The 25526-nt window shown below is 66.8% G+C and carries 22 protein-coding genes; 15 read left to right on the forward strand and 7 right to left on the reverse strand.

Annotated features, from left to right (window positions below; genetic code table 11):
* Positions 1-44 precede the first annotated feature (44 nt).
* Positions 45-434, forward strand: coding sequence for a VOC family protein (locus E1263_RS19600; protein ID WP_132169374.1), 390 nt, complete (start codon positions 45-47; stop codon positions 432-434).
* Here E1263_RS19600 and E1263_RS19605 read toward each other — a convergent pair.
* Positions 400-1368: an endonuclease/exonuclease/phosphatase family protein gene (locus E1263_RS19605; RefSeq protein WP_238161334.1), complete on the reverse strand. Its 969-nt coding sequence runs from the start codon at positions 1366-1368 to the stop codon at positions 400-402. The genes E1263_RS19600 and E1263_RS19605 overlap by 35 nt on opposite strands.
* A gap of 84 nt (positions 1369-1452) precedes the next feature.
* On the opposite strand from E1263_RS19605, the gene E1263_RS19610 reads away from it, so the two are divergent.
* From E1263_RS19610 to E1263_RS19620, 4 genes are all read left to right on the forward strand, one after another.
* Positions 1453-1728: a DUF3311 domain-containing protein gene (locus E1263_RS19610; protein ID WP_132169376.1), complete on the forward strand. Its 276-nt coding sequence runs from the start codon at positions 1453-1455 to the stop codon at positions 1726-1728.
* Positions 1725-3413, forward strand: coding sequence for a monocarboxylate uptake permease MctP (gene mctP, locus E1263_RS19615; protein ID WP_132169378.1), 1689 nt, complete (start codon positions 1725-1727; stop codon positions 3411-3413). The genes E1263_RS19610 and mctP overlap by 4 nt, the downstream gene beginning before the upstream one ends.
* 89 nt (positions 3414-3502) lie before the next feature.
* A complete protein-coding gene (locus tag E1263_RS44380; protein WP_369759046.1) occupies positions 3503-3577 on the forward strand; it encodes a 50S ribosomal protein bL37 in 75 nt (24 codons plus the stop codon).
* Between the two features lie 327 nt (positions 3578-3904).
* On the forward strand, positions 3905-6373 hold the full coding sequence (locus tag E1263_RS19620; RefSeq protein ID WP_165956685.1) for a helix-turn-helix domain-containing protein: 2469 nt from the start codon (positions 3905-3907) through the stop codon (positions 6371-6373).
* 18 nt (positions 6374-6391) lie between these two features.
* Here E1263_RS19620 and rsrA read toward each other — a convergent pair whose 3' ends face one another.
* The 3 genes from rsrA to E1263_RS19635 form a co-directional block, all read right to left on the reverse strand.
* The gene (rsrA, locus tag E1263_RS19625; RefSeq protein WP_132169382.1) at positions 6392-6670 is read right to left on the reverse strand and encodes a mycothiol system anti-sigma-R factor; all 279 of its coding nucleotides are present in this window, start codon (positions 6668-6670) and stop codon (positions 6392-6394) included.
* Positions 6667-7290: a sigma-70 family RNA polymerase sigma factor gene (locus E1263_RS19630; RefSeq protein ID WP_132169444.1), complete on the reverse strand. Its 624-nt coding sequence runs from the start codon at positions 7288-7290 to the stop codon at positions 6667-6669. Before E1263_RS19630 ends, rsrA begins: the two co-directional genes overlap by 4 nt.
* Before the next feature lie 125 nt (positions 7291-7415).
* The gene (locus E1263_RS19635; RefSeq protein WP_132169384.1) at positions 7416-8057 is read right to left on the reverse strand and encodes an alpha/beta hydrolase family protein; all 642 of its coding nucleotides are present in this window, start codon (positions 8055-8057) and stop codon (positions 7416-7418) included.
* A gap of 755 nt (positions 8058-8812) precedes the next feature.
* On the opposite strand from E1263_RS19635, the gene E1263_RS19640 reads away from it, so the two are divergent.
* Positions 8813-10711, forward strand: coding sequence for a RiPP maturation radical SAM C-methyltransferase (locus E1263_RS19640; RefSeq protein ID WP_132169386.1), 1899 nt, complete (start codon positions 8813-8815; stop codon positions 10709-10711).
* Positions 10708-11328: a DUF5825 family protein gene (locus E1263_RS19645; RefSeq protein WP_132169388.1), complete on the forward strand. Its 621-nt coding sequence runs from the start codon at positions 10708-10710 to the stop codon at positions 11326-11328. Before E1263_RS19640 ends, E1263_RS19645 begins: the two co-directional genes overlap by 4 nt.
* Positions 11329-11340: 12 nt before the next feature.
* On the opposite strand, the gene E1263_RS19650 is transcribed toward E1263_RS19645, so the two are convergent.
* Both E1263_RS19650 and E1263_RS19655 read right to left on the reverse strand, forming a co-directional pair.
* Positions 11341-12132: an SOS response-associated peptidase gene (locus E1263_RS19650; RefSeq protein ID WP_132169390.1), complete on the reverse strand. Its 792-nt coding sequence runs from the start codon at positions 12130-12132 to the stop codon at positions 11341-11343.
* Between the two features lie 149 nt (positions 12133-12281).
* Positions 12282-13142, reverse strand: a complete 861-nt coding sequence (locus E1263_RS19655; RefSeq protein ID WP_132169392.1) for a hypothetical protein — start codon at positions 13140-13142, stop codon at positions 12282-12284.
* Between the two features lie 268 nt (positions 13143-13410).
* Here E1263_RS19655 and E1263_RS19660 point away from each other — a divergent pair, with 268 nt between their 5' ends.
* The 7 genes from E1263_RS19660 to E1263_RS19690 all read left to right on the forward strand — a co-directional run bounded on the left by E1263_RS19660 (position 13411) and on the right by E1263_RS19690 (position 23850).
* On the forward strand, positions 13411-15630 hold the full coding sequence (locus tag E1263_RS19660; protein ID WP_165956686.1) for a sigma-70 family RNA polymerase sigma factor: 2220 nt from the start codon (positions 13411-13413) through the stop codon (positions 15628-15630).
* A gap of 250 nt (positions 15631-15880) precedes the next feature.
* Positions 15881-17170 (forward strand): aspartate--tRNA(Asn) ligase, encoded by a 1290-nt coding sequence (gene aspS, locus E1263_RS19665; RefSeq protein WP_132169396.1) that lies wholly within the window; start codon positions 15881-15883, stop codon positions 17168-17170.
* A 14-nt stretch (positions 17171-17184) separates the two neighbouring features.
* Complete coding sequence (locus E1263_RS19670) at positions 17185-18045, forward strand: phosphotransferase family protein (protein ID WP_132169398.1); 861 nt, start codon at positions 17185-17187, stop codon at positions 18043-18045.
* Positions 18046-18066: 21 nt separating this feature from the next.
* Positions 18067-19323 carry an ArgE/DapE family deacylase gene (locus E1263_RS19675; RefSeq protein WP_132169400.1) on the forward strand — a complete coding sequence of 419 codons (1257 nt, stop codon included), beginning with the start codon at positions 18067-18069 and terminating at the stop codon, positions 19321-19323.
* Between the two features lie 176 nt (positions 19324-19499).
* On the forward strand, positions 19500-22220 hold the full coding sequence (locus E1263_RS19680) for an ATP-binding protein (RefSeq protein WP_132169402.1): 2721 nt from the start codon (positions 19500-19502) through the stop codon (positions 22218-22220).
* A 134-nt stretch (positions 22221-22354) separates the two neighbouring features.
* Positions 22355-23071 carry an alpha/beta hydrolase gene (locus E1263_RS19685; RefSeq protein ID WP_132169404.1) on the forward strand — a complete coding sequence of 239 codons (717 nt, stop codon included), beginning with the start codon at positions 22355-22357 and terminating at the stop codon, positions 23069-23071.
* Positions 23071-23850 (forward strand): alpha/beta hydrolase, encoded by a 780-nt coding sequence (locus E1263_RS19690; RefSeq protein WP_132169406.1) that lies wholly within the window; start codon positions 23071-23073, stop codon positions 23848-23850. The genes E1263_RS19685 and E1263_RS19690 overlap by 1 nt, the downstream gene beginning before the upstream one ends.
* 24 nt (positions 23851-23874) lie before the next feature.
* On the opposite strand, the gene E1263_RS19695 is transcribed toward E1263_RS19690, so the two are convergent.
* Complete coding sequence (locus E1263_RS19695; protein WP_132169408.1) at positions 23875-24738, reverse strand: aminoglycoside phosphotransferase family protein; 864 nt, start codon at positions 24736-24738, stop codon at positions 23875-23877.
* Positions 24739-24796: 58 nt separating this feature from the next.
* Between E1263_RS19695 and E1263_RS19700 the strand changes: the two genes are divergently transcribed.
* The gene (locus E1263_RS19700; protein WP_132169410.1) at positions 24797-25501 is read left to right on the forward strand and encodes a DsbA family oxidoreductase; all 705 of its coding nucleotides are present in this window, start codon (positions 24797-24799) and stop codon (positions 25499-25501) included.
* Positions 25502-25526: the final 25 nt, after the last annotated feature.

The raw sequence follows: 25526 nt of genomic DNA on the forward strand, positions 1-25526 counted from the left end.
AATACCGGGCGGAAGCTGTCCGGTATTAGTTCTACGGTCTGGGTATGACGACTTTTGCTTCGGTCCGCATCGTGACGGACAACCTCGACCAGCTGATCGCCTTCTACGAGAACGTCACCGGGATCACCGCGGTCCGCCCGGCGCCGGTGTTCGCCGAGATCCGGACGACCGCAGGCACGCTCGCGATCTCCAGCCGCCAACTAACCGACCAGTTGTACGGCGCGGACGTCGTCCGGCCCGGCGCGATCCACTCGGCGTTCCTCGAGTTCGAGGTGGCCGACACCGACGCCGAGTACGAGCGGCTGTCCGACCTGGAGTTCCTTCAGAAGCCGACCACGATGCCGTGGGGCAACCGGTCGGTGCTGCTTCACGATCCGGACGGCAACTTGGTGAACCTCTTCACCCGTCCTTCGGGACAGCCACAGTCGCGATGACCGCCAGATGGTCGGTGCCTTCCACCTCGTACGTCGCAAACTTCAGCGGCCGGATCGTCCGGGTGGCCAGGACGTGGTCGATCTGGGTCCGGGCGATCGCTGGCTGGTCTGAGGGCCACGTGCCCTTCAGACCGCCGCCGACGGACGGTCCGACGCTGTGACAGTTCGATGCGAGCGCCCAGCGGAAGTCGGCATGGTCCAGGGTCGCGTTGAAGTCACCGGCCACGATGGTTGGCGGGTCCTGGGCACACCAGCGCCGTACCTGGGTCAGGTCGTGCTTCCACGGCGGCACGTCCTCCGGTAGCGGCGGGAAGCCGTGGTAGGCCACGAGCCTGAGCTGACCGAGATTGCCGCCAGTGATCATCAGGTTGCCGAAGCTGGTCGGTAGGTCTGGCCGGACCTGCACTGCGCCCAGAGAGCCCGCTACGAGCACGCTGGTCGCGCTCTCCACGGCTTTGGTGGGCTGTTCGGTGTAGCCGGTGTAGCCCTCAACCTGGGCGCGGATCTCCTCGCGTACGTCGACCTGTGCCTCCGGCAACGACACGAGGTCCGGCTTGTGCTCCCGGATGAGCTCCGCGACCGCACCGGCCTTGGCGCCGCCGCCCAGCACGTTGGCGACCATGATCGTCAGCACTCGGGTATCTGCGGCCGGTGGCTCCGGATCACTCGTCACCCGCGGCAGCGTCAGCCCAGCACCGGTCAGAGTCAGTACGGCGACCAGTGCGGCCGCTATCCGCCAGCTCTTGCGGATGAGCATCAGCAGGGCCACCGCGAACACTATGACGAGCCCCTGCGGCCGGAACGCGACCAGCTGGGTGAACGGCGTCAGCTCATCCAGACCGTAGAGCTCCGGATACAGCGGAACGGCAACAATCACCAGGAACAGCACGGACAGCACGATCCGCCGTACGAACCATGCCTTTTCGTTATCCACGGACCACCCCGAAGCTCTAGTCGCTTGTCCGGACGAAACGGTAGCGTGCTCGGTTGCGCCCGCACTGTCCCGAGGAGGTTCGCAGTGTCTCGATTGCCCGCGGTCAAACCCGCGTACTGGATTGCCGGTGTCCTACTGGCGGCCACCGTTCTCGCTCCGCTCATTGTCTCGACCTACGCCAAGGCCGAGCCGCGGTTGTGGGGGTTCCCGTTCTTCTACTGGTACCAGCTGCTGTGGGTCGTCCTGTCGGTGTTCACGGTGGGGATCGCGTACCGGCTGGTGATCGGCGAAGAGCGCAAACGGCGGGCTGCCCAGGGTCTCGGTGACCCGGACAAGCCGGCAAAGGGGGCAGAGCTGTGAACCACTCAGTCGACTGGGTGCAGTTGACCGTCGTCGTCGTGATCTTCATCGGCGTCACGGTGATGGGCTTCATGGCGTCCCGCTGGCGGGCCGCCGCCTCGATGGACAGCCTGGACGAATGGGGTCTGGGTGGCCGGGGTTTCGGCACCTTCATCACCTGGTTCCTGCTCGGCGGTGACCTCTACACGGCGTACACGTTCATCGCCGTACCGGCCGCCATGTACGCCACCGGCGCCGTCACCGGCTTCTTCGCGGTGCCGTACACGATCGTGGTCTACCCGGTGATCTTCGTCTTCATGGCGCGGCTCTGGTCGGTCTCGCACCGGCACGGCTACGTGACGCCGGCCGACTTCGTCCGCGGCCGCTACGGCAGCCGCTGGCTGTCGCTGGCCGTCGCACTGACCGGCATCCTCGCCACGATGCCCTACATCGCCCTCCAGCTGGTCGGCATGCAGGCCGTCTTCGAGACGATGGGCCTCGGCGGCGACAGCCTGCTCGCCAAGGACCTTCCGCTGCTGATCGCGTTCGCGGTCCTCGCGGCGTACACGTACTCCTCGGGTCTGCGCGCACCGGCGATGATCGCGTTCGTCAAGGACGGCCTGATCTACCTGGTGATCGGTGTCGCGATCATCTACCTGCCGCACGCACTCGGCGGCTGGGAAGCGATCTTCGGTGCCGCCGAGAAGAAGCTGACGACACCGAACCCGGCCACCGGCAAGCCGGTCGGGAACTTCATCCCCGGTATGACGGGCCAATCGGCGTACTGGACGTTGGCGCTGGGCTCGGCCCTGGCCCTGTTCATGTACCCGCACTCGGTGACGGCGGTGCTGTCCACCAAGAGCCGCAACGTCGTCCGGCGGAACGCGGCGATCCTGCCGGCGTACTCGCTGCTGCTCGGTCTGCTCGCCCTGCTCGGCTTCATGGCGATCAAGGCGAACGTGAGCATCATCGGCCTCGACGGCAAGGCGAACCCGCAGCTGGCGATCCCGCGGCTGTTCGACCAGGAGTTCCCGTCCTGGTTCGCGGGGATCGCGTTCGCGGCGATCGCGGTCGGCGCGCTGGTGCCGGCCGCCATCATGTCGATCGCGGCGGCGAACCTGTTCACCCGCAACATCTACAAGGACTTCCTGAAGAAGGACGCGACACCGTCCCAGGAAGCCAAGGTCTCCAAGCTGGCCTCGCTGCTGGTGAAGTTCGGGGCCCTGGTCTTCGTGCTCGGGATGGACAAGACGATCTCGCTGAACCTGCAACTGCTGGGCGGAATCTGGATCCTGCAGACCTTCCCGGCGATCGTGGTCGGCCTGTTCACCCGGTGGTTCCACAAGTGGGCACTGATGGCGGGCTGGGCGGTCGCGATGGTCTACGGCACGGTCGAGGCCTACAACGTGGTCAACCCGGCGACCAAGAAGCACTTCGGCGGCTCGGTCACGAACATCCCGTTCACCGACACCCAGGCCTACATCGGCCTGATCGCGTTCAGCCTCAACCTGGTGATCGTGATCGCGCTGACGCTGGTCTTCCGGGCGCTCAAGGTGGCACCGGGCGTCGACGTCACGCACCCGTCGGACTACACCGCCGACCAGGGTGACCCGGGCGTGAAGGACCTGCCCGAACTGCTCGACGAAGACGGCACATCGCTGACTCGACTGAATTTTGCTCGCAGGGGCTGCGCCGAAACACTGTAAGCCAGACTGTGACCCCCTGCCCGACATGAGCAACTGAGCGTGGTATGAGAGACTGTGACTCTTTGCAGTTGTTTCTAGGAGGCTTTGAAATGGGCAAGACCGGCCGTAAGCGTCGTGCGCGCAAGAAGAAGGGCGCGAACCACGGTAAGCGCCCCAACGCCTGATCTCAGGCGACTACGCAAAGCGAGGACCCCGGCCGAAAGCCGGGGTCTTTGCAATTTGGTCACAACACACATCAGACCAGCATTCCCACAGGTTTTGCTTTCGGAGCGTCTCGACTCGAATACTGAATGCGATCTTCAAACGCCCGTTGGGTTATTCTTTGCACGAAATCGTGCGGTACCGCACGACGGCCACGCCCACCCCCGGGACAGCCACTCAGCGCCCCGGTTGTGGATAACTTCAGCGAACCGTCGGTGAAGACTCCTATTGTTAGCCCCGGACCACCCGCCCTGGCCGTCACCCAGGAGTGGGCTGATTGCAGGAGGGAGGTGGGTCAGCTGACCGAGGAGAGCTTGAGTGACTTGCTCCGCAAGTACCGGGGCCGCGCCGGGCTGACGCAGGCCGCCCTTGCGGCCAAGGCCGGATTGAGCGACCAGGCCATCAGCGTCCTCGAACGCGGCACCCGCCGCCGCCCCCGCATCGACACCATCCGCGCTCTGATCAAAGTTCTCCGTCTTAACAAAGACGAAGCCGCCGAATTCCTGGCCGTTGCACGCGGCAAGAGTCAGTCCGCAGAGAACCCGGAGCCAGAGGGTGCCCCGGCCAGTGAAACGTTACCTATGCCCTGGCAATTGCCACCGGCGGTCTCCGACTTCACCGGCCGCACTGCCCAGATCGAAGCGATTCTCGACGTTCTGCGAATTTCCGACGGGGCTCCCAGCACCTCGGTGCGGCTGGTCGCGGTCACCGGGATGGGCGGGATCGGCAAGACGACTCTCGCGGTGCAGGCCGCTCACAAGCTGGTCGACAGCTACCCCGACGGCCACCTGTACCTGAATCTCCGCGGCTACGGCCCGGGCAAGCCCGTCTCGGCCGTAGATGCGTTGCGTCAACTGCTGCGCTCTCTCGGGACCGAGCCGCAGCTCATCCCGGACGATGTCGAGGAGGCCGCGGGGCTGCTGCGTTCCCAGCTGGCCGGGCGGCGGGTACTGCTGTTCCTCGACAACGCTGCCGACGCGGCACACGTCATGCCCTTGCTGCCGGGCAACCCGAGCTCGGCGGCGATCATCACCAGCCGTGGGTCCTTGTCGCCGTTGCCGGGTGCGCGGCAGGTGCGGCTCGACGCGCTGTCGCAGTCGGAGTCGGTCGAACTGTTGTCAGGCGTCATCGGTCAGTCACGCATCGCTGCCGAGCCTGCGGCAGCTGAGGCGCTGGCGTCGTTCACTGGCCGGCTGCCGCTGGCTGTCCGGCTGATCGGCGGGCGCCTCGCTGCCCGTCCGAGCTGGCCGATCCAGCACCTCGTCGAGCTACTCGAGGACGAGGACCGAAGACTGGACACCCTCGGCTCCGACGAGACCGGCGTACGGGCCAACATTGCGAGCTCGGTCGACTTCCTGCAGACCAGCGACCGAGCCCTCGACCGCGAGGCCGCACAGGCCTTGCCTCTGCTGAGCGTTCCGGACGGTGCGGATCTACTGACGGTCGTCGCGGCCCACGTCCTCGACGTACCGGTCCGGAAGGCCAACGCGATCCTCGAGCGGCTCGCCGACCTCAACCTGATGGAGTCCGTCGCCCCCGAGCGCTACCGCTTCCACGACCTGATCCGCGCCTATGGCCGTGAGATCGCCGACGAGACGGTCGCTCTGTCGGTGTCGCATGCAGGCTTAGAGCGTCTGCTGCGCTTCTACATCGGCTGTGCGTGGCAGTGCCAGACGCTGACGCACACCTCCAGTCCCCGGATCTTGCTCGCCAGCGTTCCGCCGCTGCGCCTCCCCGTCCTGGGAAATCGGCATTCTGCACTGCAGTGGTTCGACAGCGAACTGCGGAATCTGATGGATCGCTTCACCCAGGCTACGACGATGCTTGCCGGCTCCTCGCTGCTCCCGGAGCTGGCACTCGCGACGTTCGGGTACCACGAGGCCCGTCGACGCTGGATGGAGATGGAAGAAATGTCTCGCGGGGCGGTGGAACTGGCGACGAAGCTGGATCTCCCGCTGACGGCGGCTTGGCTGGAGCACGACCGTGCCATCCCTACTGTGGAAAACGGCCGTCTCGAATCTGCCGTCCCCCACCTCACCTCGGCGCTGGCGATGTTCCAGGACGCGGGCGACTTGACGGGGCAGGCTCGGTGCTGCTCCTCGCTGACATACGTGCTCTCCGGCATCGATCGCGTCGAGGAGGCCCTGGAGTTCGGTAAGCAATCCGTGGAGATCAGCCAGAAACTCGACGACCTGGTGCTGGAGGGCGTGGCGCACACGGCCCTCGGTGTGCTTTACAACCAGGTCGGCGACTACGAGCGGGCCGACGTGAGCTTCGACCGAGGAATTCTGCTCGCCCAGCAGGCCGGATCGATCCGTTCAGAGCAGAAGCGCAACGCCAATGCGGCGTTCTCGCACCTATTGGCCGGCCGATTGGCCGACGCCGACAGATACAACGTCACGGCACAGCGGATTGCCGAGACGATGGCGGACGACGTCTACCGGACCGAGTCGCTGCAGACGCGGGCGCTGATCCTTGCCGCCCAGGGCGACTATGCAGCGGCCATCCAGCAGGCAGAGGCCGGCATCCACTTCGCCAAACGGTCCGCGGACAACATTCGCGAAGGACGGCTGTATCTGGAACTCGCCAGAATCCAGGCGGCCGCCGGTGATCAAACGACCGCCATTCACAACGCGACCCAGGCCGTCAGCAAACTGACCCAGGTCTCGCCGATCCATGAGAAATACGCGCGCGACCTTCTCGACCAGCTACGCCGCGGCGATCCCTACACCTACGCATTCACCAACCACGCGATCTGAACCGGTCTACGGACCGGTTCAGTCGGTGGTGATGATCGTCGTTTCTACCTGGACCTGGGTCAGGCGGAGGAGGATCTTCTGACGCAGCGCGTCGGGGGCGTGGTCGGAGCCGCAGGAGCGGGCGACCAGGTTCTTGATGCAGCGTTCGAGGTCGTACTCGTCGAGGCAGGGCGCGCACTCTTCGAGGTGCTGCCGGATCTCGGCGGTGCTGGCGCCTTCGATCTCGTTGTCGATGAAGACGTAGACCCGCTGGAGGATCTCGTTGCAGTCGACGTCGTGGTCCTCGCCGCAGCTCACGACTCCTCCTTCTTCGCGGTCGCGTCGTCGTCCGAACCGGCGATCAAGCCGCGGTCGCGGGCGTAGTCAGACAGCAGTTCACGCAGCTGGCGCCGGCCACGGTGCAACCGTGACATGACGGTGCCGACCGGCGTACCCATGATGTCGGCGATCTCCTTGTAGGCAAAGCCCTCGACGTCGGCCAGGTAGACGGCCAGGCGGAAGTCTTCCGGGATCGACTGCAGGGCCGACTTCACGTCGGAGTCAGGCAGGTGCTCGAGCGCGACCGCCTCGGCCGACTTCAGCCCGCCAGGGGTATGGGACTCGGCGGCGGTGAGCTGCCAGTCCTCGATCTCCTCGGTCGGTGACTGCGTGGGCTGGCGCTGTCGCTTGCGGTAGCCGTTGATGAACGTGTTGGTCAGGATCCGGTACAGCCACGCCTTCAGGTTGGTCCCGGGCGTGAACTGGTGGAACGAGCTGTACGCCTTCGCGAAGGTGTCCTGGACCAGGTCTTCGGCGTCGGACGGGTTACGCGTCATCCGCATCGCCGCGGCGTACATCTGATCGAGGAACGGCAGCGCCTCGCGCTCGAAGCGCGCGGTCCGCTGCTCGGGTGTCTCGGTGGTGGTCGGTGTCGGCATCGTGATCGAGAATACCGGGGTCTTCCCAGTCTTCTGTGCCGGAGCCACCGTCGTTGCCGTCATGCTCATCACAACAAGCCCCGGTACGGCGTAATTCCCGGTACCGGGAGCTCAGGCAGTGACCACTATCCGGACACTTCCCGGACGACCCACTCGAACACAGCTTCGACCAGGAGGTCGTAGGACTCGTCCTGGGTGAGCTCGGCCTTCTTCGGGACCTTGAAGGAGTGGTCGGCGTCCGGGACGACGGCCATCTCGGTCAGCGGCGGAAACTCCTCGGGCGTCCCGAAGGTGTCCCGCTCCCCCTGCACGACAAAGGTCGGCAGGCCGGTCCCCTGCAGCTCGTCGACCCGCGACTTCTCCGGCTTGCCCGGTGCGTGCAGCGGAAAAGCCAAAGCCAGTACGCCGGAAGCCCCGAGGCTGCTCGCGGTTCGGCAGGCCACCCGAGCGCCCGCGCTCCGGCCACCGATCACCAGCGGCGTGCGGATCCGCAGCTGGCCGACGATCGCGATCCAGGCCTCGTCAAGAATCTTCGGCGCCGGCGCGAGCTTCTTACCGGCTCGCCGCCAAGGCTGTTCGATCAGAAAGACGTTGATGTCCTGCTTGGGCAGCCGAGCCGCCAACGCCGCCAGATCCGGGGCCTCGATCCCGCCACCGGCCCCATGACCGAGCGCCAGCGTCGCCACCGGCCGCCGAGCCCGGTGCGCCACGATCCGCGCTTCCCCGTGCGGCGTCCCCACAATTCGTTCGTCGGTCACCCGCCCCATCCTGTCATCCGCAGGCAGCAACGCAGCAAACCCACGCGGCGGCCTCACACCCCAAGGCGCAACGCGGGGCCTGCCGAAAGCAGCAATTCTGCGACGCCGACGAGTTGGCGCGATTCTCAAGACCGCCACAAACGCGGCGTACCGACGTGCGGTCCATCCCAGCGGGTTGGTGCTGATGCAGGAAATCTCCCCTACACCGTCTGCCGACGCAGCGCCTGCCCCCGTGATGCGGCAACGGATCCGCAGCCGTGAGACACCGCGCCGTACGGCATAAGCTCTCGTCACCGCAAACAGGAACCGCAGGCTGCGATCTGGTGCGCATCGCGTGGGCGGAGCGACACCAGTAGGTGATCGTCCAGCACCCATAGATCACCACGTCGTCAGCACAGCTGGCATATCGCTGGAAGTTCAGTGAAACAGGCGCCTTAGGGGTGGTCGGCGCCGTGTGGTTCCGGCGATGTCAATAGGTGCAAAACCACGCCGCAATGCTCCGGCGCACTGGCGCTTCGCGTGCACGGACTCCACAGTAGGTCGAGGGCAATCCTCGCCGGGCCGGAACGACATCGCGTTCGCCGGCACCAGACCCTTGTCGACGGAGGAGGTGCAATGGAAAAGGACGTCATCGAAAACGACCCCCTGGGAAAAGTCCAGGAGGAGAAGATCGGCTTCGAGTGGTAGTTGAGCCAATTCCAGGCCCCGCCACGTCGTTAGCGTCGTGACGGGGCCTGCCGATCACCATTCGCGGAGGAACTCGCATGAAGGTCACCCTGGTGAACATGCCATGGGCATTGATCGATTCGCCGTCGTTGGCAGTCGGAATCCTGCACAACCTCGCGGCCGGTGTGCCTGGCTGCGAGGTCGATGTCATTCACGCGAACCTGGAACTCGTTGATTGGATGTCGCAACGTTCTCCCTTCACGCTCGCGGGCTACCAGCAGCACTCAGTGGAAACATACTTCCTCGGACATGGCGACTGGGTATTCTCATCGGCACTGTCGACTGATGTCCGCGGGCGACCGGCCGAGTTCACGCACCACTTCAAGGACTCCCTCACCGCGGAACAGTTGGCCCTAACTCTGCGACTACACGAACTTGCGCCCGAGTTCATCGATCACGTTGCCGATCTGATCCTGGCTACAGATCCTGACGTCGTCGGTTTCACGTCCACGTTTCAGCAGAACACGGCTGCGCTCGCGGCGGCACAACGAGTGAAACAGTTACGTCCCGAGGTTGTGACCGTCCTGGGTGGCGCCAACTGCGAGGGTGCACAAGGCGCCGCGATTCACCGGAATTTCCGATGCATGGACTTTGTCGTGCGCGGCGAAGGCGAATCCGTCTTCCCGCGTCTCCTAGAGGGCCTTCGATCCGGCTGTACCCACTTCGAGGACCTTGAGGGAGTCTGCTGGTGGGACGCCGAAGGGGCATCGGTGCCGAACCCGACGAACGCATCCCCCATACCACCGAACAGCATCGTTCCGCCGAACTACGACAGTTACTTCGCCCGCCTCGCGACCTCCGTAGCGCGCCGGTGGGTTGAACCGAAACTAGTGGTGGAGAGCGCCCGGGGATGCTGGTGGGGCGAGAAGCATCACTGCACGTTCTGTGGCCTGAACGGTTCGTTGATGAAGTTCCGAAGCAAGGACCCTGACACGTTCTACGAGGAGATCATTGGGCTCGCCGGCCGACATCGGGTACTCGACATGTTCGTCGTCGACAACATTCTCGACATGGGCTATCTAAAGTCGGTCATTCCCCGACTGGTGGACTCGGGCTACGACCTCAGACTGATGTGGGAGATCAAGTCGAATCTGCGGCTCGATCAACTCCGATCGCTCGTCCGAGCAGGAGTCACACACGTTCAGCCTGGAATTGAAAGTCTGAACAGCAACGTGCTGAGCCTGATGGACAAAGGGGTCCGCGGCTGCCAGAACGTTCGGTTGCTACGCGACGCGGAATCTGCTGGGCTCACCGTGAGCTGGAACTACTTATACGGCTTCCCTGGAGAACGCGACGTCGATTACCAGGACGTCATTGCGCAACTACCGGCCCTGCACCACCTTCCACCTAGCGAGGCCGGACGAGTTGTGCTGGAACGGTTCAGCCCGTACTTCGACCGTCCCGAACTTGGTTTCGTCGAACGCCGACCACGCCCGCAGTACGCGATGACCTACGACCTTCCCCCGGAGGAACTCGAGGATCTTGCCTATCTTTTCGAGACCCCCAAACAGGGCATCGGCGACGAGTTGGCCGAGAGCCTCGACCGGGCAGTGACACAGTGGCGGGATGCTTATCTGGAGAGTCGCCTGACTTATACCGACCTTGGGCATCAAATCGTCCTTATCAGCCGACGCTCGGAATTTTCCTGGTCTGCCAAGGAGCTGACAACGAGGGCAGAATTAGGCATGTTCCGTCTCCTTCAACAACCACGAACCGTGCGATTCCTCCACTCAGAACTGGCGGGCGTAGTGACGTCACCCGACGCTCTGGACGATCTCCTCACCGAGTGGCGCGGGCTCGGCCTGCTGTTCTTCGATGGTGAGCAGTTGGTCCAGGTGGCCGTAGAGGAAGCGAACCAGAACCTGCTGCGGATCAAGTCCTGGACCACCAGGCAAAAGCCGAACAGGGCCATCCGAGAGACCGGGGCTCCAGTATGAGGCCTGCTACGACGGCGCTTGCCGGTGTCTGGCTGGACCACGACAGCGAGGTCCGCCAACTCAACGGGATGCTGCTGGCCGAGTCTGCGTACGCCGATGGCGACTTGGTCAGCCACGGAGCACGCCTCGTCGCGTTGGCGGACGTGATCGATGTCGCTGATGCTGATGCTGCGGTACAAGCACTCACATTGGTGCGGAACCTGACAAGCCACGGCGTGGCGGTCGACTGGCGCATCGACCTTGGGGCCGCGCAGTTCGACTGGGATGTGCTGAACCATCTCTATCCGCCGACCGAACTGATCGGGGTCGATCGGGCCGACGAACTGCTGGGGCTCTGGCGATCCAAGTACTACTTCTGCAAGTGCATCTATCGGACCGGCCCTGGTTTCCTGCAGATTCGCGACCGGCGGCGAGAGAACCTGGCCCGGTTCACCATCGACGACCCGCGCTATATGCAGGTCATCGATCAGATGACTGACGGCGTACCGGCTAAGGACGTGCCCGCAGACGTAGCGCGAGCGCTACTTGCGGAGCGCCTCGCAATACCCGTTGGCGAGTTGGTCTGGTTAGCTCCATACCGGGTGCGGCGATGGCCGGTGCCGTCACCAGTTGTCTAGGAGGCCGGCCCGTCAGAACAGCGTCGTACCGTCTTCGCCGCCGACTGGTGGGGTGCCGTCGGGCGGCAGGGGGTCGAGCAGATGCGGGCCGTTGTTGCGGACTGAGCCGACGGCAGTCGAGACGGCGTACGCCTCGAGGCGGCCGGGGGCTGCGGGGACCAGTAGGCCGAGAAGGTCGTCAGGATCCGACGACAGCGGGTCGAGCCAGGCGTCGTACCGGTCGCGTTCGACGAGCAGCGGCATCCGGTCGTGGATGCGGCCGAGGTCGTCGGTGGCGGAGGTTGTGAGGACCGTGCAGGTCCAGAGCCAGGCCTCGTCGGACTCGGCGTCGGCGACCGACTTGTCCCGCCAGATCTCGTAGAGGCCGGCCATCGCGAGGATGCCGCCGTCAGCGGGGTGGATGAAGTACGGCTGCTTGACCGGCTTGCCGTCCTTCTTCTCCTCAGCCGTGTACCACTCGTAGTAGCCGTCGGCGGGCAGGATGCAGCGGCGGGAAGCGAAGGCCTTCTTGAAGGCCGGCTTCTCGGCGACGGTCTCCATCCGGGCGTTGATCAGCCGGGACGCGATCGAGGTGTCCTTGGCCCAGGACGGCACCAGCCCCCACTTGACCGTGGTGAGCTTGCGGACCGTCTCGTCGGGCACCTCGCGGTTCTTCCGCTCGACGACCGCGATCACCTCGTTGGTCGGGGCCACGTTGAAGTTCTGCCCGAGCTCCTCAACCGTCTCGCGCACATTGCCCGCCTGGATCTCGAACTCCTCGACGAGATCCGACGGATTCCGGCTGGATGCATATCTGCCGCACATGACCACAGCCTAGACAGCAGCACCGACAAACTGTGCTCGATCTTTTAGGGGGCGCAACAAGCGGCAGTGGATCGCCCACCCCGTGATGAGCGATCCACTGCCGGCCTGATGCGCCCGGGCGTCCCCCTGTTGACGCCCGGACGCGGGTTCTAGGGGCGAGCCAGTTCGTCGAGCACGCGCGCGGCCATGACCTCGGATCCGGGCAAGCCCTCGATCCAGACCCGGGCCAGCTGCGGTACGTCGGTGTCCAGCCGCCACTGGGTGATCAGGGCTCGTACCGTCTCGACCTGCTCCGGCAGGTTCGGGTCGCGGCCGACGAGCGCCGCCGCGCGGCGTGCGCCGACGCGGCCCAGTACGTCACCGCCGCAGAAGACGATCCGCAGGCACTCCGCGACGTCGACGAGGCGGAGTTCGCGCTCGAACGGCGACGTACCCGGGGGATTGAGCGGCTCGACAACCACCAGTGCGTGGGTCTGCGGTACGGAAGTTCCACGGAACTCCGCCTCTCGGTAGAGCTCTCCCAGCCGGGACCGCAGGTGCGACAGGCTGGACAGCCCGGTCAGCGGGTCCTCGCAGGACAGCGTGTGGAGATAGATCAGCGAGGCCTCGGCCCAGCTGGAACTGAGTGCGCGTACCGCGGCGAAAGCCGGCTCGCCCCCGGCGATCGAGCGGTACAGCGCACTCAGCCCATCGAGTGCCTCGAGCAGTGAGACTCCGTCGGCCGCCAATCGGCGGCCGACCTCGTCACTCGCAGGCACGACGTCGGCACCGTCTTGTAACGCCTCGGCAATCGCGAGATAGGCGCTGTGATCGGTACCAGTTCCCCCGTGGTGCAGTGCACCCCCGTGCAGTTGTCCTCCGTGCGGGTCCCTCCTCCCGAACGGCAGACCTGATGACCCCAGATCAGGGGACGACGCTTCCGGCGTGATCCGGGCGGGCGACCCCGCCAGGTTCAGGGACTTCGGCAGGCGCAGGTCGAACCGTCGGCGGATGTCCGCGAACAGTGACATGGCCCTCCTCAGGGGTCCCTTCAGTCTCCCGGCCGGATGGCCGGAAGCGTCGTTCCAGGGGAGAGACAGCCGGGGCGGAGGTTCATGACGCGGATTCCCAAAACTTTTTTCGCGTAACTTCCGTGCTGGTCATCTCGTCAGGAAAGAGGCACAGTCCGCGTCAGAACAGATGCGTTCGGCCGTCTCTCGTGGGAGCCTTGTCTCCGGCAACGATGTGACACAGGGTGACAACGTAGGTCAGTACAGTGAACGAGAGCACGGGGGAAACATGGAGACGCCGGAAGGGCCGAGCGACGGCGAGCTGATAGCGCGCGTCCGCAACGGCGACCTGGAGGCGTACGGCGAGCTGTTCGGCCGGCACCACCACGCGGCTGAGCGGATGGCTCGCCAGCTGGTTCCGGCGGGCGACGCCGACGATCTGGCCAGTGACGCCTTCGCCAAGGTGCTGGACGCCCTGCGCGGCGGCGGTGGCCCGGACATCTCCTTCCGCGCCTACCTGCTCACGACCGTACGGCGAGTGCACGTCGACCGGATCCGCTCCGGGCGCAAGGTGCAGACCACCGACGACATCGCGGCGTACGAGCGGGAACCGCAGACCTTCGACGACCCGTCCGTGACCGGCTTCGAGAGTGGCGCGGCCGCCAAGGCGTTCGCGAGCCTCCCGGAGCGCTGGCAGGCAGTGCTGTGGCACACCGAGGTCGAGGGCGAGAAGCCGGCCGCCATCGCTCCCCTGCTCGGGCTGACCGCCAACGGCGTCTCCGCACTGGCATACCGGGCCCGTGAGGGTCTACGGCAGGCCTATCTGCAGCAGCACCTGGCCGATGTGGCCAGCGACCGCTGCCGCTGGACTACTGAGCGCCTGGGCGCCTACGTCCGCGGCGGCCTCACCAAGCGCGAGAACCGCAACGTCCGCGAGCACCTGGACGAGTGCGCCAAGTGCACCGCGGTCTACCTCGAGCTGGTCGAGGTCAACAGCGCTCTGCCGGCACTGCTCGCCCCTGCACTGCTCGGTACGGCGGGTATCGGCTACCTGGCCGCAGCGGGCGGCGCCAAGGTCGGACTGGCCGGTGTCTTCGTCACCCTGTGGCAGAAGGCCACGGAGAACAGCACCCGGACCGCCATCGGCGGCGGCGCGGTTGTCGTCGTCGCAGTAGCCGCAGTGGTGGCCGCCATGGCGCTCACCGGTAACGACGCTCCACCGGCAGCGATCGACAAGCCGACGGTGGTGAAGCCGACACAGCCCCCGGCCAACCCGCCGACGGTGCCGCCGGTCAAACCCCCGACACAGCCGCCGCCGGTGAAGCCGACGACTGCCCCGACAACTGCGCCCACCACGGCCCCCACGACGGCTCCGACCACAGTGCCGACCACTCCGACGCCGACCCCGACCCCGCCCGTGCCGACCACTCCGGTCCTGGACGAGGGACTGCTGACCATCAGCATCCCCCCGGCCAAGCGGAGCTCCGGTGGCGGTAGCGGGCCTGCTGCCGAGGCGGCCGGCGGGATGAGCTTCGTCATCACCATCAAGACTCCGACCGGAAACCAGGAGCCGGTGGTGGTCGGGTTCAAGTACGGCGAGGCGCTGGCGTGGCCGCTCAGTGGCAACCCGCGCGGCTGGAGCTGTGACAAGGCCGCCGGGACCTGTACGGCGACCAACTCCGCCAAGCCGGAGCCGATGACAGTGTCGTTCGCCAACCCGACCGGTGGCTCGGCTCCGGACCGTACGTTCACCGTGTCCGCCAAGACCGGCCGGTTCTACGACGACGACTCGCGGACCCTGGAAGCCCCGCCGCGGACCGACGAGAACCTGCTCAAGATCCTCAACGGCCCGGCCGACGCAGATGTCCACCACCGCGTGCTCACGGTCGCTCCCGGCCTGGACCGCACCGCCGTGACGCTCAAGATCACCTATGGCTCGAGCCTGAAGTGGCCGATCCTCAAGACAACGCCGGGCTGGAAGTGCTCAGCCGCTACCAAGACCTGTACGTCGCTCACCCCGCTGAAGCCCATGCCGTTGCCTGCCGTCTTCAACGTGCCCGAAGGTGGTTCAGCCGCTGCCCGGACGTTCACGGTGAGCGCGACCGCCGGGCTGGTCAGTGACGTCGACTCCCAGACCCTCCCGGGTGTGCGGAACGACGAGTCGCTCCTGCAGATCATCACCCCGTCACCGCACGACGACCCGAACCCGTTCGTCTACAACCGCTTCCTCACGGTCAACGGCGTCACGGACCGCCGCGTCACCCTGGACATCTCCTGGGGCAAGAACGTGTCCTTCCTGAGTGCGCTGGACCGCGGCTGGACGTGCTCGCGGTCGACCGACGTCCGGCGGACGACGTGCTGGACGGACAACTACCGCCGGCCGTTCAACTCCGAGTGGAGCGCCTGGCCCGGCAAGGGTGGGGCGAATTCGATCACCGTGCACGCCCGGGTCAGTGGCCGCGAGGACACCGACTCCGTGCAGATCCCACCGTCGTCGGGCAGCCGCTGAAATTCTGTTGCCCGGTTGGCCTATCCTGAACTTGTTCGCGCTGAAGGAACCGAGTAGCGCCGTACGCCACGTCCGAGAGAGTCGCCGGTAGCTGTGAAGGCGGCACGTGGAGCGGTCGCGAAGACACTCCTGAGCGAATGCACGGCAAGAGGCCGGATCGCACCGATCCGGCGAAGGTGTGGTGGCACCGCGAGATTCCCCTTCGCCCACACCTCCGGGGTTCGAGTACAAACCTGGAGGTGAAACAGTAATGCGAATTCTCAACCAAGAGATCCCCTCAGCAGTAGGCCAGACCGTAACGGTGGCCGGCTGGGTGCACCGAAGACGACGGCTGGCGGCCGTCAGTTTCCTGATCCTGCGCGACCGGTCCGGCCTCAGTCAGATCGTCGTGAAGGCACCGGAAACCCAAGCCCAGCTGGACGAACTCGGCGAAGAGACAGTGGTTCAGGTGACCGGTGTGGTCGCCGCCAACGCACAGGCGCCCGGTGGTGCCGAGCTGGTCGACCCGGTGATCGAAGCGCTCACCGAACCGGCCGCGACACCACCGATCGAGCTGTGGCGTCCAACCGTCGGCGCCGGGCTCCCCGTCGTACTGGACAACGCGCCGATCGCACTGCGGCACCCTGCGGTGCGTGCGGGCTGGGAGATCGCTGCGGCGGCGCTGCACGGTTTCCGCGCTGCTCTGGACAGTCAGGGCTTCACGGAGATCCAGACCCCGAAGATCGTCGGTACGGCGACAGAGTCCGGCGCGAACGTGTTTGCGTTGGACTACTTCGGCGGACCGGCGTATCTGGCGCAGTCACCGCAGTTCTACAAGCAGACGATGGTCGGGGTGTTCGAGCGGGTCTACGAGGTCGGTCCGGTGTTCCGTGCCGAGCCACACGACACTGTGCGGCACCTGGCGGAGTACGTGTCGCTCGACGCGGAGTTCGGGTTCATCCAGGACCACCGCGACGTTCTCGCCGTACTGCGCTCTGTTCTGGCCACCATGCTGTCGACGGTGGGCGAGCGGGCGTCTGGTGCGCTGGAGCGGCTCGGAGTGGAACTGCCGGAGATCCCAGCGGAGGTGCCTGTCCTGCACTTCACCGAGGCGCTCAAGCTGGCCGGTGCCAACCCGGACGAGCCGGACCTGGCACCAGCCGACGAGCGTGCGATCGGTGAGTGGGCACTGCGCGAGCACGGCAGCGCATTCGTTGCTGTAGAGGGCTATCCGATGGTCAAGCGGCCGTTCTACACGCACTCCCAGCAGTCTGACCCACGCTGGTCCAACTCGTTCGACCTGCTGTTCCGGGGCGTCGAGCTGGTCACCGGTGGGCAGCGGCTGCACCGCTACAGCGAGTACGCCGCTGCACTGGAGGCACGAGGTGAGTCGGCGGACGACGCGGCGTACAGCTCGTACCTGCAGGCGTTCAAACACGGCATGCCGCCGCACGGCGGTTTCGCGATCGGTCTCGAGCGTTTCGTGGCCCGGCTCACGGGAGCCGAGAACGTCCGCGAGGTCACGCTCTTCCCTCGCGACCTGCACCGCCTGACGCCGTAATGGCTGAGTCATAGATGGATAGCACCGAGTCAGTCGTCGCCGAGCTGAATGTTGCCCTAGGCACCGATTACCAGCTCGTGCGGCGGCTGACCGGTGGTCTCCAGTCCGGCGCCTTCGAACTGACCGACGGCGTCGTACTGAAGTGGACTGATCGGCCCGAGTGGGCACCACGGGTCCGGCGGGCGGCCGAGCTCGTCCGCCGGGCCCGCGCCGTCGGCTACCCCACCCCGCAGTGGCTGGCCGTCGGCACGACCGAGGCCGGATCGCCTTACCAGCTTCAGGAATTCGTGCCCGGTACGCCGGTCCGCGACGGAGCGCTGGTCGACGAGTCACTCGCGCGGCACCTGATCGAGATCTGCGAGCTGCAGCGCGATCTGGTCCCCGAGGACATCGTGAACTGGTCGGGCTACGCCCATGGTGTCGTCTTCGACGGGTGGGACGGGGTCCGCGAGCGAGTGCTGGCCTACGGCGGTGAGCCGGCCGAGCTGACCGCACGGTACGACGCCCTGTGCCAACCGTACCGCGGTGACGAGCTGCCGAGCGGCGATCTCGTGCACGGCGATCTGAACATCGGCAATCTGCTCGTCGCAGGCGGCCAGGTGACGGGGATCATCGACATCGAGTCAGCCGGCTCCGGGTCGAGAGCGTACGACCTGGTCTCGCTGGCGACCTCGGCCGTGCGAGACGGAGCGCCGACCGGAGTTGACGAGTTGTTCCTGGAGGCTGCGTTGCGGGCGGGTGGCCGAGAGACGGTCGCGGTCTGTGCCGCCACGGCGTACGTGACTATCGCGGAGTTCGCAGCCACACGCAGCACGGATATGGAGGAGCTGGTAGCTGCGGGCGGGCGGCGAGTACTGGAGCTGCTGGACGCGTAACCCGGCAGGCATGATGGGCGCATGCTGAGTGAGGTTGAGCAGAGGGTGCTGGCAGCCGTTGACGACGAGCGGGTGGTTGCGGAGCTGCGGGAGTTGGTGCAGATCCCGAGTGTGGACGGCACTCCGGCCGAGGGAGAGATCCAGAGCTGGTGCGCGGACCGGCTCAACGCGCTCGGGCTGGCTGTTGATCACTGGGAGATCGATCTGCCTGCTCTGACTTCGGATCCGGCGTTTCCGGGGTGGGAGGTTGAGCGGGAGCGCGCTTGGGGCTGCGTGGGCGCGCTGGGCGGCGACGGTACGCCGGGACTCATCTTCAATGGACACATTGACGTCGTACCGCCAGGTGACCTTGCTCAGTGGCCGAACCGCGACCCCTTCTCCGCGAGGGTCGCCGACGGGGTGATGTGGGGCCGCGGCACGTGTGACATGAAGGGCGGCGTCGCAGCGATCCTTGGTGCGGTGGCGGCGATCGCTGCGGCTGGTGTGGAGCTTCGGAAGCCGCTGGCCGTGCACACCGTGTTCGGTGAGGAGGACGGTGGCGCTGGAGCGTTCGCGACACTGCAGCGGGGGCACACCGGCGAGGCCTGTCTGATTGCTGAGCCGACTGCGGGTGCAGTCATCCCCGCCAATGCCGGCTCGCTCACCTTCCGGCTAGAGGTTCCCGGCCTCGCAACGCATGGCTCGACCCGCAGCCGCGGCGTGAGTGCGATCGAGAAGTTCACCGTGCTCCAGTCCGCGCTGCAAGCACTAGAGGCGGAGCGCAACCGTGATCCGCATCCGCTGCTCGCTCACCTCGACCTGGCCAACCCCCTGTCGGTCGGAACCATCCAGTCCGGCGACTGGGCAAGCACTGTCCCCGACCTGCTCGTCGCCGAGGGCCGGTACGGCGTACGCCTCGGCGAGTCCGTCGACACCGCGCGGACGGCGTTCGAGGCGGCGATCGCGGAGGCCTGCGCCAAGGACGAATGGCTCCGCGACCACCCGGTGACGGTGACCTGGCCCGGCGGCGAGTTCGCCTCCGGCCTACTCCCCGACAACGACCCCCTGCTCTCCCACACCCTCCAAGCAGCCACCGATGCCGGCGTACCGACGCCACCAGTCAACGGCGCGCCCTACGGCTCCGACCTGCGCCAGTACGCGGCCGCAGGCATCCCCACTCTCCAGTACGGCCCCGGCGACGTCCGCTACGCCCACGCCGCCGACGAACACGTCCACCTCTCCGAAGTCCTCCACGCCACCCGCGCCTACGCCCTCCTAGCCCTCCGCCGCTGCACCTAACCGCCCCCAAAGACACGCCAACCCACCTTTGGGCTCGAGGGGCGACTTTGAGCACCGGTCAACCGTTCTGGCGCCGAAAATATGGCTGGTGGGTTCTCAAAGTGGGGGGCGCGTGACTGGTGGGTGCTCAAGGACACGGCGACCCACCTTTGGGAACGGAGTGGTAGAAACGCGGTATGGAGCCGTTGCGCGGGCGTTCGGAGGAGCTCGGGCGACTGCTTGAGGGGCTGAGGGCAGCAGAGGCCGGTACGGCGTCGCTGGCGGTTGTGACTGGGGAGCCGGGGCTGGGGAAGTCGGCGCTGGTTGCTGCGGCGGTTGAGCAGGCGGAGCGGCAGGGGTTCTTGGTTGCGCTGGCCACGGCTCAGCAGACCGATGACATCAGTCCGCTGTCGTCGCTTGCACCGGCGCTGCGAGCCGGACGCGAGCCGCTCATCGACACCGAGCACTTCATGGAGCTCGCCACTCTCAACACCCAGCCGCTGTGGCTGGCTGAGCGGGTGGCCGATCTGGTGGGTCGGCGGCTCGACGGGACCAAGGCGCTGATCGTGCTGGACGATGCGCAGTGGTCGGATCCGCTGTCCGCATTCGCTCTGCGGGTCATGGTCGCCCGGCTCTCAGGTCATCAACTGCTGTGGCTGGTCGCTACTCGGCCTGCGCCCGGCGGCGTGGTGGACCAGATCGTCAACGCGGTCCGCGCCCAAGTCCCGGTGCACGCCATCGAGCTGGCGCCGCTCACCGCCGACGCAATCCAGGACATCGCGAAGGACCGGCTGAACGGTCCCGTGGAGCCGGGGCTCGCTCGCCAGTTGGCTGATGTCCAGGGCAGCCCGTTCCTGGCTGAGCAGTTGATCGCGGGGCTCTACCTGGACGCCCCCGGGCCAGGGCAGGGAGGTGACGGGCCAGGGTCGAATGGTGGGCGGCTAGGTGGCGCCGGGCCGAGTGGTGGTGGCTTGGCGCCGGTTGGTCCGTTGTTGGCTGCTGGGCTTCCGGCAGGGCCGCTGGCGCCTGGGTTGGTTGAGGGGGTGCGGCGGCGGAGTAGTGGGTTGTCAGAAGCGGCTCGGACGCTTGTTCGGACTGCAGCGGTCTTCGGGAGTGAGTTCCGGCTTGAGGATGTGGCTGCACTCATGGCTGAACCAGTGGCCAAGCTGGCGACCGCGTTGGACGAGGCCATCCAAGCGGGTCTGCTCGTCGATGCCGGGTCGGCATTGCGGTTCCAGCACGAGCTGCTGCGCTCCGCGACGCTGGCCGACGTACCACCGTCTGCACAGCGGGCTCTGCACGGCGCAATCGCTACCCAGCTGATCGCCGCCGGCCGAGGCGCGGCTGTGGCCGCACCACACGTGCTGGCGGTCGCACAGCCCGGTGACACCGCGGCGGTCGGCACTCTGCGGCAGGCGGCGCAGGAGCTGCTCGCCACCATGTCGACGACAGCGGCCGAGGTCATCCAGCACGCGTTCGACCTAACCGGTGTTGACGACCCGCTGCGGGCCGAGGTCGGCGTCGACGTGGTCGCCGTCCTGCTCACGGCCTACCAGTACGACCGGGCGAAGGCCTTCGCCGACGACCTCCTCAGCGGTACGGCGCTCTACCACGGACCGGTCACCCCAGACCTGCGCGCGTCCATCCGCCTGCTCCTGGCGCCACGTCAGTGGGTCGCGGGCCGACTGGAGCGGCAGGATCTGTTTGCGCCGGGCGCGGCCCCACACCTGACCGAGCGTCTGACCGCCTACCGCGCGCTGCTGAGCCCAGACGAAGTGCCACCCGCAGACCTGCTGGCCCGCATGACTGATCCGGTCGCCCGCGCGATCGTCTTGGCGGCGGCAGGCGAGACTGCGCGAGCCGAGGGCCGCTACGCCGCAGCTCGTGACTTTTACGTCGAGGCTCGCCAAACAGCACCCGACCTGGGCAGTCTCCCAAACACACGACTCGAGGTAGGCGAGCTCTACTGCCGGGCCGAGGCCGACGAGCTCCTCGACGCACTGACCCGCAGCCGTGAGCTCATGACCGCCGGTGACTGGCAGTCCGCTGCTCACCTGAGTGTTCTGCACGCCCGGCTCGAGCTTGCCGCCGGGAACCTCGAAGCGGCCGAGGAAGAGGCACGAACCGGACTGCGGTGGATGAACGAGTTCCACGACACCCGACTGGCCCCAGGCATGCACCAGGTGCTCGCTCTGATCGCGCTGTTGCGTAACCACCCCACGAAGGCTCGGGAGCTCACTGGAGCCGACCCGACCATCAACACGCTGCTGGCGATCGCCGACGGCGATGACAAGGCGGTGGCGCGGCTGCGCGACGTACCGCAGGGGTTTCCGGAGCGGATCGATCTGCTGGTGCGTGCGGACGCGGAAGACCTCCTGGCTGCGCAGGTGGCCGCCAGCCCGTCAACTGCCGCACTGGGCGCGCACGAGCTCGTCGCCGCAGGCAACGACCTGGAACGGCTGGCAGCGGCCACAGAGCAGCTCCGAACCACAGACCGGCCTCTTCTACGAGCCCTGGCCGAGGACCGCTATGGCCGGGCCGAGCTGGAGTCAGGTGATCGCGCAACTGGTGTAGCCACGCTGGAGCGAGCCCTGGAGTCGCTCACCACGCTGGGCGCCACCGCACCGGCCGCTCGGATTCAGGCGGTACTGCAAGCCGCCGGCGTACGGCGTCGTCGGTGGGCCGCCGTACCCGCTCGTGCTGAGGCTGGGTGGGAGGCACTCACCCCGATGGAGCGCCGCGTCGCGCTCCTGGTTGCGGAGGGCCACACCAACCGGTCAGCGGCCGAGGAGCTGGTCGTCTCGGCCAGCACGGTCGGTACCCACCTGCGGTCGGTCTTCGGCAAGCTCGAGGTGAATTCACGGGTCCAGCTGACCCGTCTGGTGCTGGAGCGGTTCGCACCTCACCCGAACGCATGAGTTCTGGGCACCGGCACCTCAGCAGGCCTCATGCGGTCGCCAGGAGTTCAGATGATCGGTCGATCCGGCGGAGCGCCTACTCGCGGCAATCTTCAGTCATCAGCCACTGAAGCTACTGAAGGAGTGCGAGTCAGATGACCGACAAGACCCCCACCGTCGTCCTGGTCCACGGAGCGTTCGCAGAGAACTCGTCCTGGACCGGTGTGATCACCGAGCTCACCAGCCGCGGGATCCCGGCAGTGGCACTGTCCAACGAGCTGCACGGCCCTGCCTACGACGCCGGCCGGATCGCCGCTCAGGTCCGGGAGATCGACGGCCCGGTCGTCCTGGTTGGCCACTCGTACGGCGGCGCGGTGATCACCAACGTCGCGAACGACGCCGACAACGTCACCGCCCTCGTGTACGTCGCCGCCTTCACCCCCGACGAGGGTGAGAGCCTGCAGGACCTGCTGGGCAGCTTCCCCGCCAACGACTTCGGCTCCGGACTGGTCCCGCACCAGCTCCCGACCGGTGACGGCGGCGAGGAGACCTTCCTCAGCATCGACCAGGCCAAGTTCCACCAGCTGTTCGCAGCAGACGTCGCAGACGCCGAGCTGCTGGCCCGCACCCAGCGTCCGATCGCCGCTGCGGCCTTCGAGGAGAAGTCCGGCCCGGCGAGCTGGAAGCGGCTTCCCGTCTACCAGCTGATTGCCACTGGAGACCAGGCCATCCACCCGGAGGGCCAGCGCACCATGGCGGCCCGCGCCAAGGCCACCACGATCGAGGTCGACGGCTCGCACGCAGTCGCCGTCTCGCAGCCCCAGGCCGTTGCCGCCTTCATCGCGACCGCAGTCGAGGGTGGTGCGAAGTAATGCGCATCCGTCGCCTCACCGCAGCCGTCGCCACTGTCCTGCTGACCGTCACCGGCGCCACCACTGCCGCCGCGACCCACCAGCCGAAGCCCAAGCCCACCATCGTCCTCGTGCACGGCGCGTTCGCCGACGCCGGCAGCTGGTCCGAGGTCACCAAGAAGCTCCAGCGAGACGGCTACACCGTCGTCTCCCCCGCCGTACCGCTGCGCAGCGTCGCCACCGACACGGCGTACCTGAACGGCGTCCTCGCCGGCATCCCCGGCCCGAAGGTCCTCGTCGGACACTCGTACGGCGGCGCTGTGATCACTGAGCTCGCCGGAGCGGCCGATGTGAAGTCGCTGGTCTACGTAGCGGCCTTCATCCCGCAGGCCGGTGAGACACTCGGCGCACTGAACTCGCAGTTCCCCGGAAGCGAGATCGGACCGGACACCACCAACGCCATCACCTACCCGGGTGGGGTCGACCTGGTCATGAAGCCGGATGCGTTCCGGTGGGTCTTCGCCGCTGACCTGCCCACCCGCCAGGCCGCCGTACTGGCCTCGTCGCAGCGGCCGGTCTCCGCGTCGGTCTTCACCGAGACCATCCTGAAGAGCGCACCGGCCGGGCTGCCGAAGTACGCCGTCATTCCGGGCAAGGACCGCGCTATCGCCCCGGCGGCCGAGCAGTTCATGGCCAAGCGGGCCGGAGCGAAGATCGTCAACGCACCTGGCGCCTCACACCTCGTGATGCTCTCGGAGCCGTCGCTGGTCACGCGCACCATCGAGCAAGCCGCTCGCTGAGTCACCTGTCGGCCGGGCCACCCCTCACCGGGTGGACCGGCCGACGACGCGTTCCAGGGCCAGCTCCCCCGCAGCCCGCCAGGTCGGCTTGCCTCCCCGCAGGCCCCGCTCGCCGTTGACCGCCATGGCCAGTACGAACATCGCCTTGATCGCGGCGTGGCCTCGGGCCCGCCGGAAGGTCGCGTCATCCATCGGGTAGGCCTCGAAGAACCGCTTGGCGGCAGCATCTGGCAACAGCGTCCAGGCGGCGGAGATGTCGATCGCCGGGTCGCCGCTCCCCAGGTCCTCGAAGTCGATCACCCCAGCCAACCGCCCGTCGGCGACCACGATGTTCGCCGGGTGCAGGTCCGTGTGTACGACCACCGGCGGCCCGTCCCACGCCGGTGCGGCGACGGCGTCTGCCCAGATCTCGCGTACGTCGTCTCCCGGCGCCACGCTCTCGGAGAAGTGCTCGATGTCGCTCAGCCGCAGCGGTCCGGTCCGATAGCTCACCGGTACGCCGTCTGGTGCGGGCTGATGCAGTGCGCGCAGGAACGTCGCCAGAGTCGTACCCGACTCATCCGCGGTGATGAACTCCCGGTCCGCCGGCTCACCGGGCACCCACTGGGTGATCAGCCACGGGTTGGGAAACCGCTCCGACGGCGCACCCCGCCGTACCGGTCTCGGCACTGGTAGCGGGAGCCGGTCAGCCAGCACCGGGAGCCACCGGTACTCGACCGCCTGCAGCTGCGCTGCGTTCTCGAACCGGGGCAGCCGAACCGCCAGCTCATCCCCCAGGCGCCACATCTGATTGCCCCAGCCGCCAATGACTTCGCGCAACGGCAGCTCGGCCAGGTCGGGGTACTGGTCGCGGAGCAGGTTCCGGACGAGGTCCTCGGTGATCTCCATGTGGCGTCAGACGCATCACACCGGGAATGGGTTCGGACCAGGACGGGTTCTCCAGAGCATGCGTATTGATGTCTGGTCCGATGTCGTCTGTCCGTGGTGCTACATCGGCAAGCGCCGCCTCGAGCAGGCTCTGGCCCAGAGCGGAGACACCGCCGAGATCGTCTGGCACAGCTTCCAGCTGGACCCGTCCTCGACGAACGACGACCCGCGGGATCTGCCGACCCGGCTGGGCGAGAAGTACGGCCGCGACCGCGCGTGGGGTCTGCAGGCGAACGAGCAGGTGACCGCAGTGGCGGCTGAGCTCGGTCTGGAGTACCACCTGGACCAGGCGAAGTCGGTCAACACGGTGGACGCGCACCGGCTGCTGCATCTGGCCCTCGAGTCCGGCACGGACATCCAGGGCCAGCTGAAGGAACGGTTGCTGAAGGCGTACTTCACCGACGGCCTCCCGGTCGGCGACCACGCCACTCTGACCAACCTGGCGACCGAGGTGGGTCTCCCGGCCGACCGAGTGGCCGAGGTGCTCGCCGGAAGCGAGTACGCCGACGAGGTGGCCGCCGACCAGGCACAAGCCCTCGCGTACGGCGCCAACGGCGTACCGTTCTTCGTCATCGACGAGAAGTACGGCGTGAGCGGTGCGCAGCCGACGGAGGTGTTCGCCGAGGCGCTGCAGCGTGCGAACGCGGACCGCAAGCCGGTGACGCTGATCAGTTCGCCCAACGCGACCGACGCCACCTGTGGTCCGGACGGCTGCCCGATCTGAGGTTAGGGCCGGGGTACCGGGTGCA

The organism is Kribbella antibiotica (assembly GCF_004349055.1).
Lineage (GTDB): Bacteria > Actinomycetota > Actinomycetes > Propionibacteriales > Kribbellaceae > Kribbella > Kribbella antibiotica.

Bases quoted from the DNA above. Each gene is read 5' to 3' on its own strand.
- E1263_RS19600 (WP_132169374.1), top strand. From the start codon at position 45: ATGACGACTTTTGCTTCGGTCCGCATCGTGACGGACAACCTCGACCAG.
- E1263_RS19670 (WP_132169398.1), top strand. From the start codon at position 17,185: ATGGATAGCACCGAGTCAGTCGTCGCCGAGCTGAATGTTGCCCTAGGC.
- E1263_RS19675 (WP_132169400.1), top strand. From the start codon at position 18,067: ATGCTGAGTGAGGTTGAGCAGAGGGTGCTGGCAGCCGTTGACGACGAG.
- E1263_RS19700 (WP_132169410.1), top strand. From the start codon at position 24,797: ATGCGTATTGATGTCTGGTCCGATGTCGTCTGTCCGTGGTGCTACATC.
- E1263_RS19680 (WP_132169402.1), top strand. From the start codon at position 19,500: ATGGAGCCGTTGCGCGGGCGTTCGGAGGAGCTCGGGCGACTGCTTGAG.
- E1263_RS19650 (WP_132169390.1), bottom strand. From the start codon at position 12,132: ATGTGCGGCAGATATGCATCCAGCCGGAATCCGTCGGATCTCGTCGAG.
- E1263_RS19640 (WP_132169386.1), top strand. From the start codon at position 8,813: ATGAAGGTCACCCTGGTGAACATGCCATGGGCATTGATCGATTCGCCG.
- E1263_RS19660 (WP_165956686.1), top strand. From the start codon at position 13,411: ATGGAGACGCCGGAAGGGCCGAGCGACGGCGAGCTGATAGCGCGCGTC.
- E1263_RS19690 (WP_132169406.1), top strand. From the start codon at position 23,071: ATGCGCATCCGTCGCCTCACCGCAGCCGTCGCCACTGTCCTGCTGACC.
- E1263_RS19685 (WP_132169404.1), top strand. From the start codon at position 22,355: ATGACCGACAAGACCCCCACCGTCGTCCTGGTCCACGGAGCGTTCGCA.
- E1263_RS19695 (WP_132169408.1), bottom strand. From the start codon at position 24,738: ATGGAGATCACCGAGGACCTCGTCCGGAACCTGCTCCGCGACCAGTAC.
- E1263_RS19645 (WP_132169388.1), top strand. From the start codon at position 10,708: ATGAGGCCTGCTACGACGGCGCTTGCCGGTGTCTGGCTGGACCACGAC.
- E1263_RS19630 (WP_132169444.1), bottom strand. From the start codon at position 7,290: ATGCCGACACCGACCACCACCGAGACACCCGAGCAGCGGACCGCGCGC.
- aspS (WP_132169396.1), top strand. From the start codon at position 15,881: ATGCGAATTCTCAACCAAGAGATCCCCTCAGCAGTAGGCCAGACCGTA.
- E1263_RS19635 (WP_132169384.1), bottom strand. From the start codon at position 8,057: ATGGGGCGGGTGACCGACGAACGAATTGTGGGGACGCCGCACGGGGAA.
- E1263_RS19655 (WP_132169392.1), bottom strand. From the start codon at position 13,142: ATGTCACTGTTCGCGGACATCCGCCGACGGTTCGACCTGCGCCTGCCG.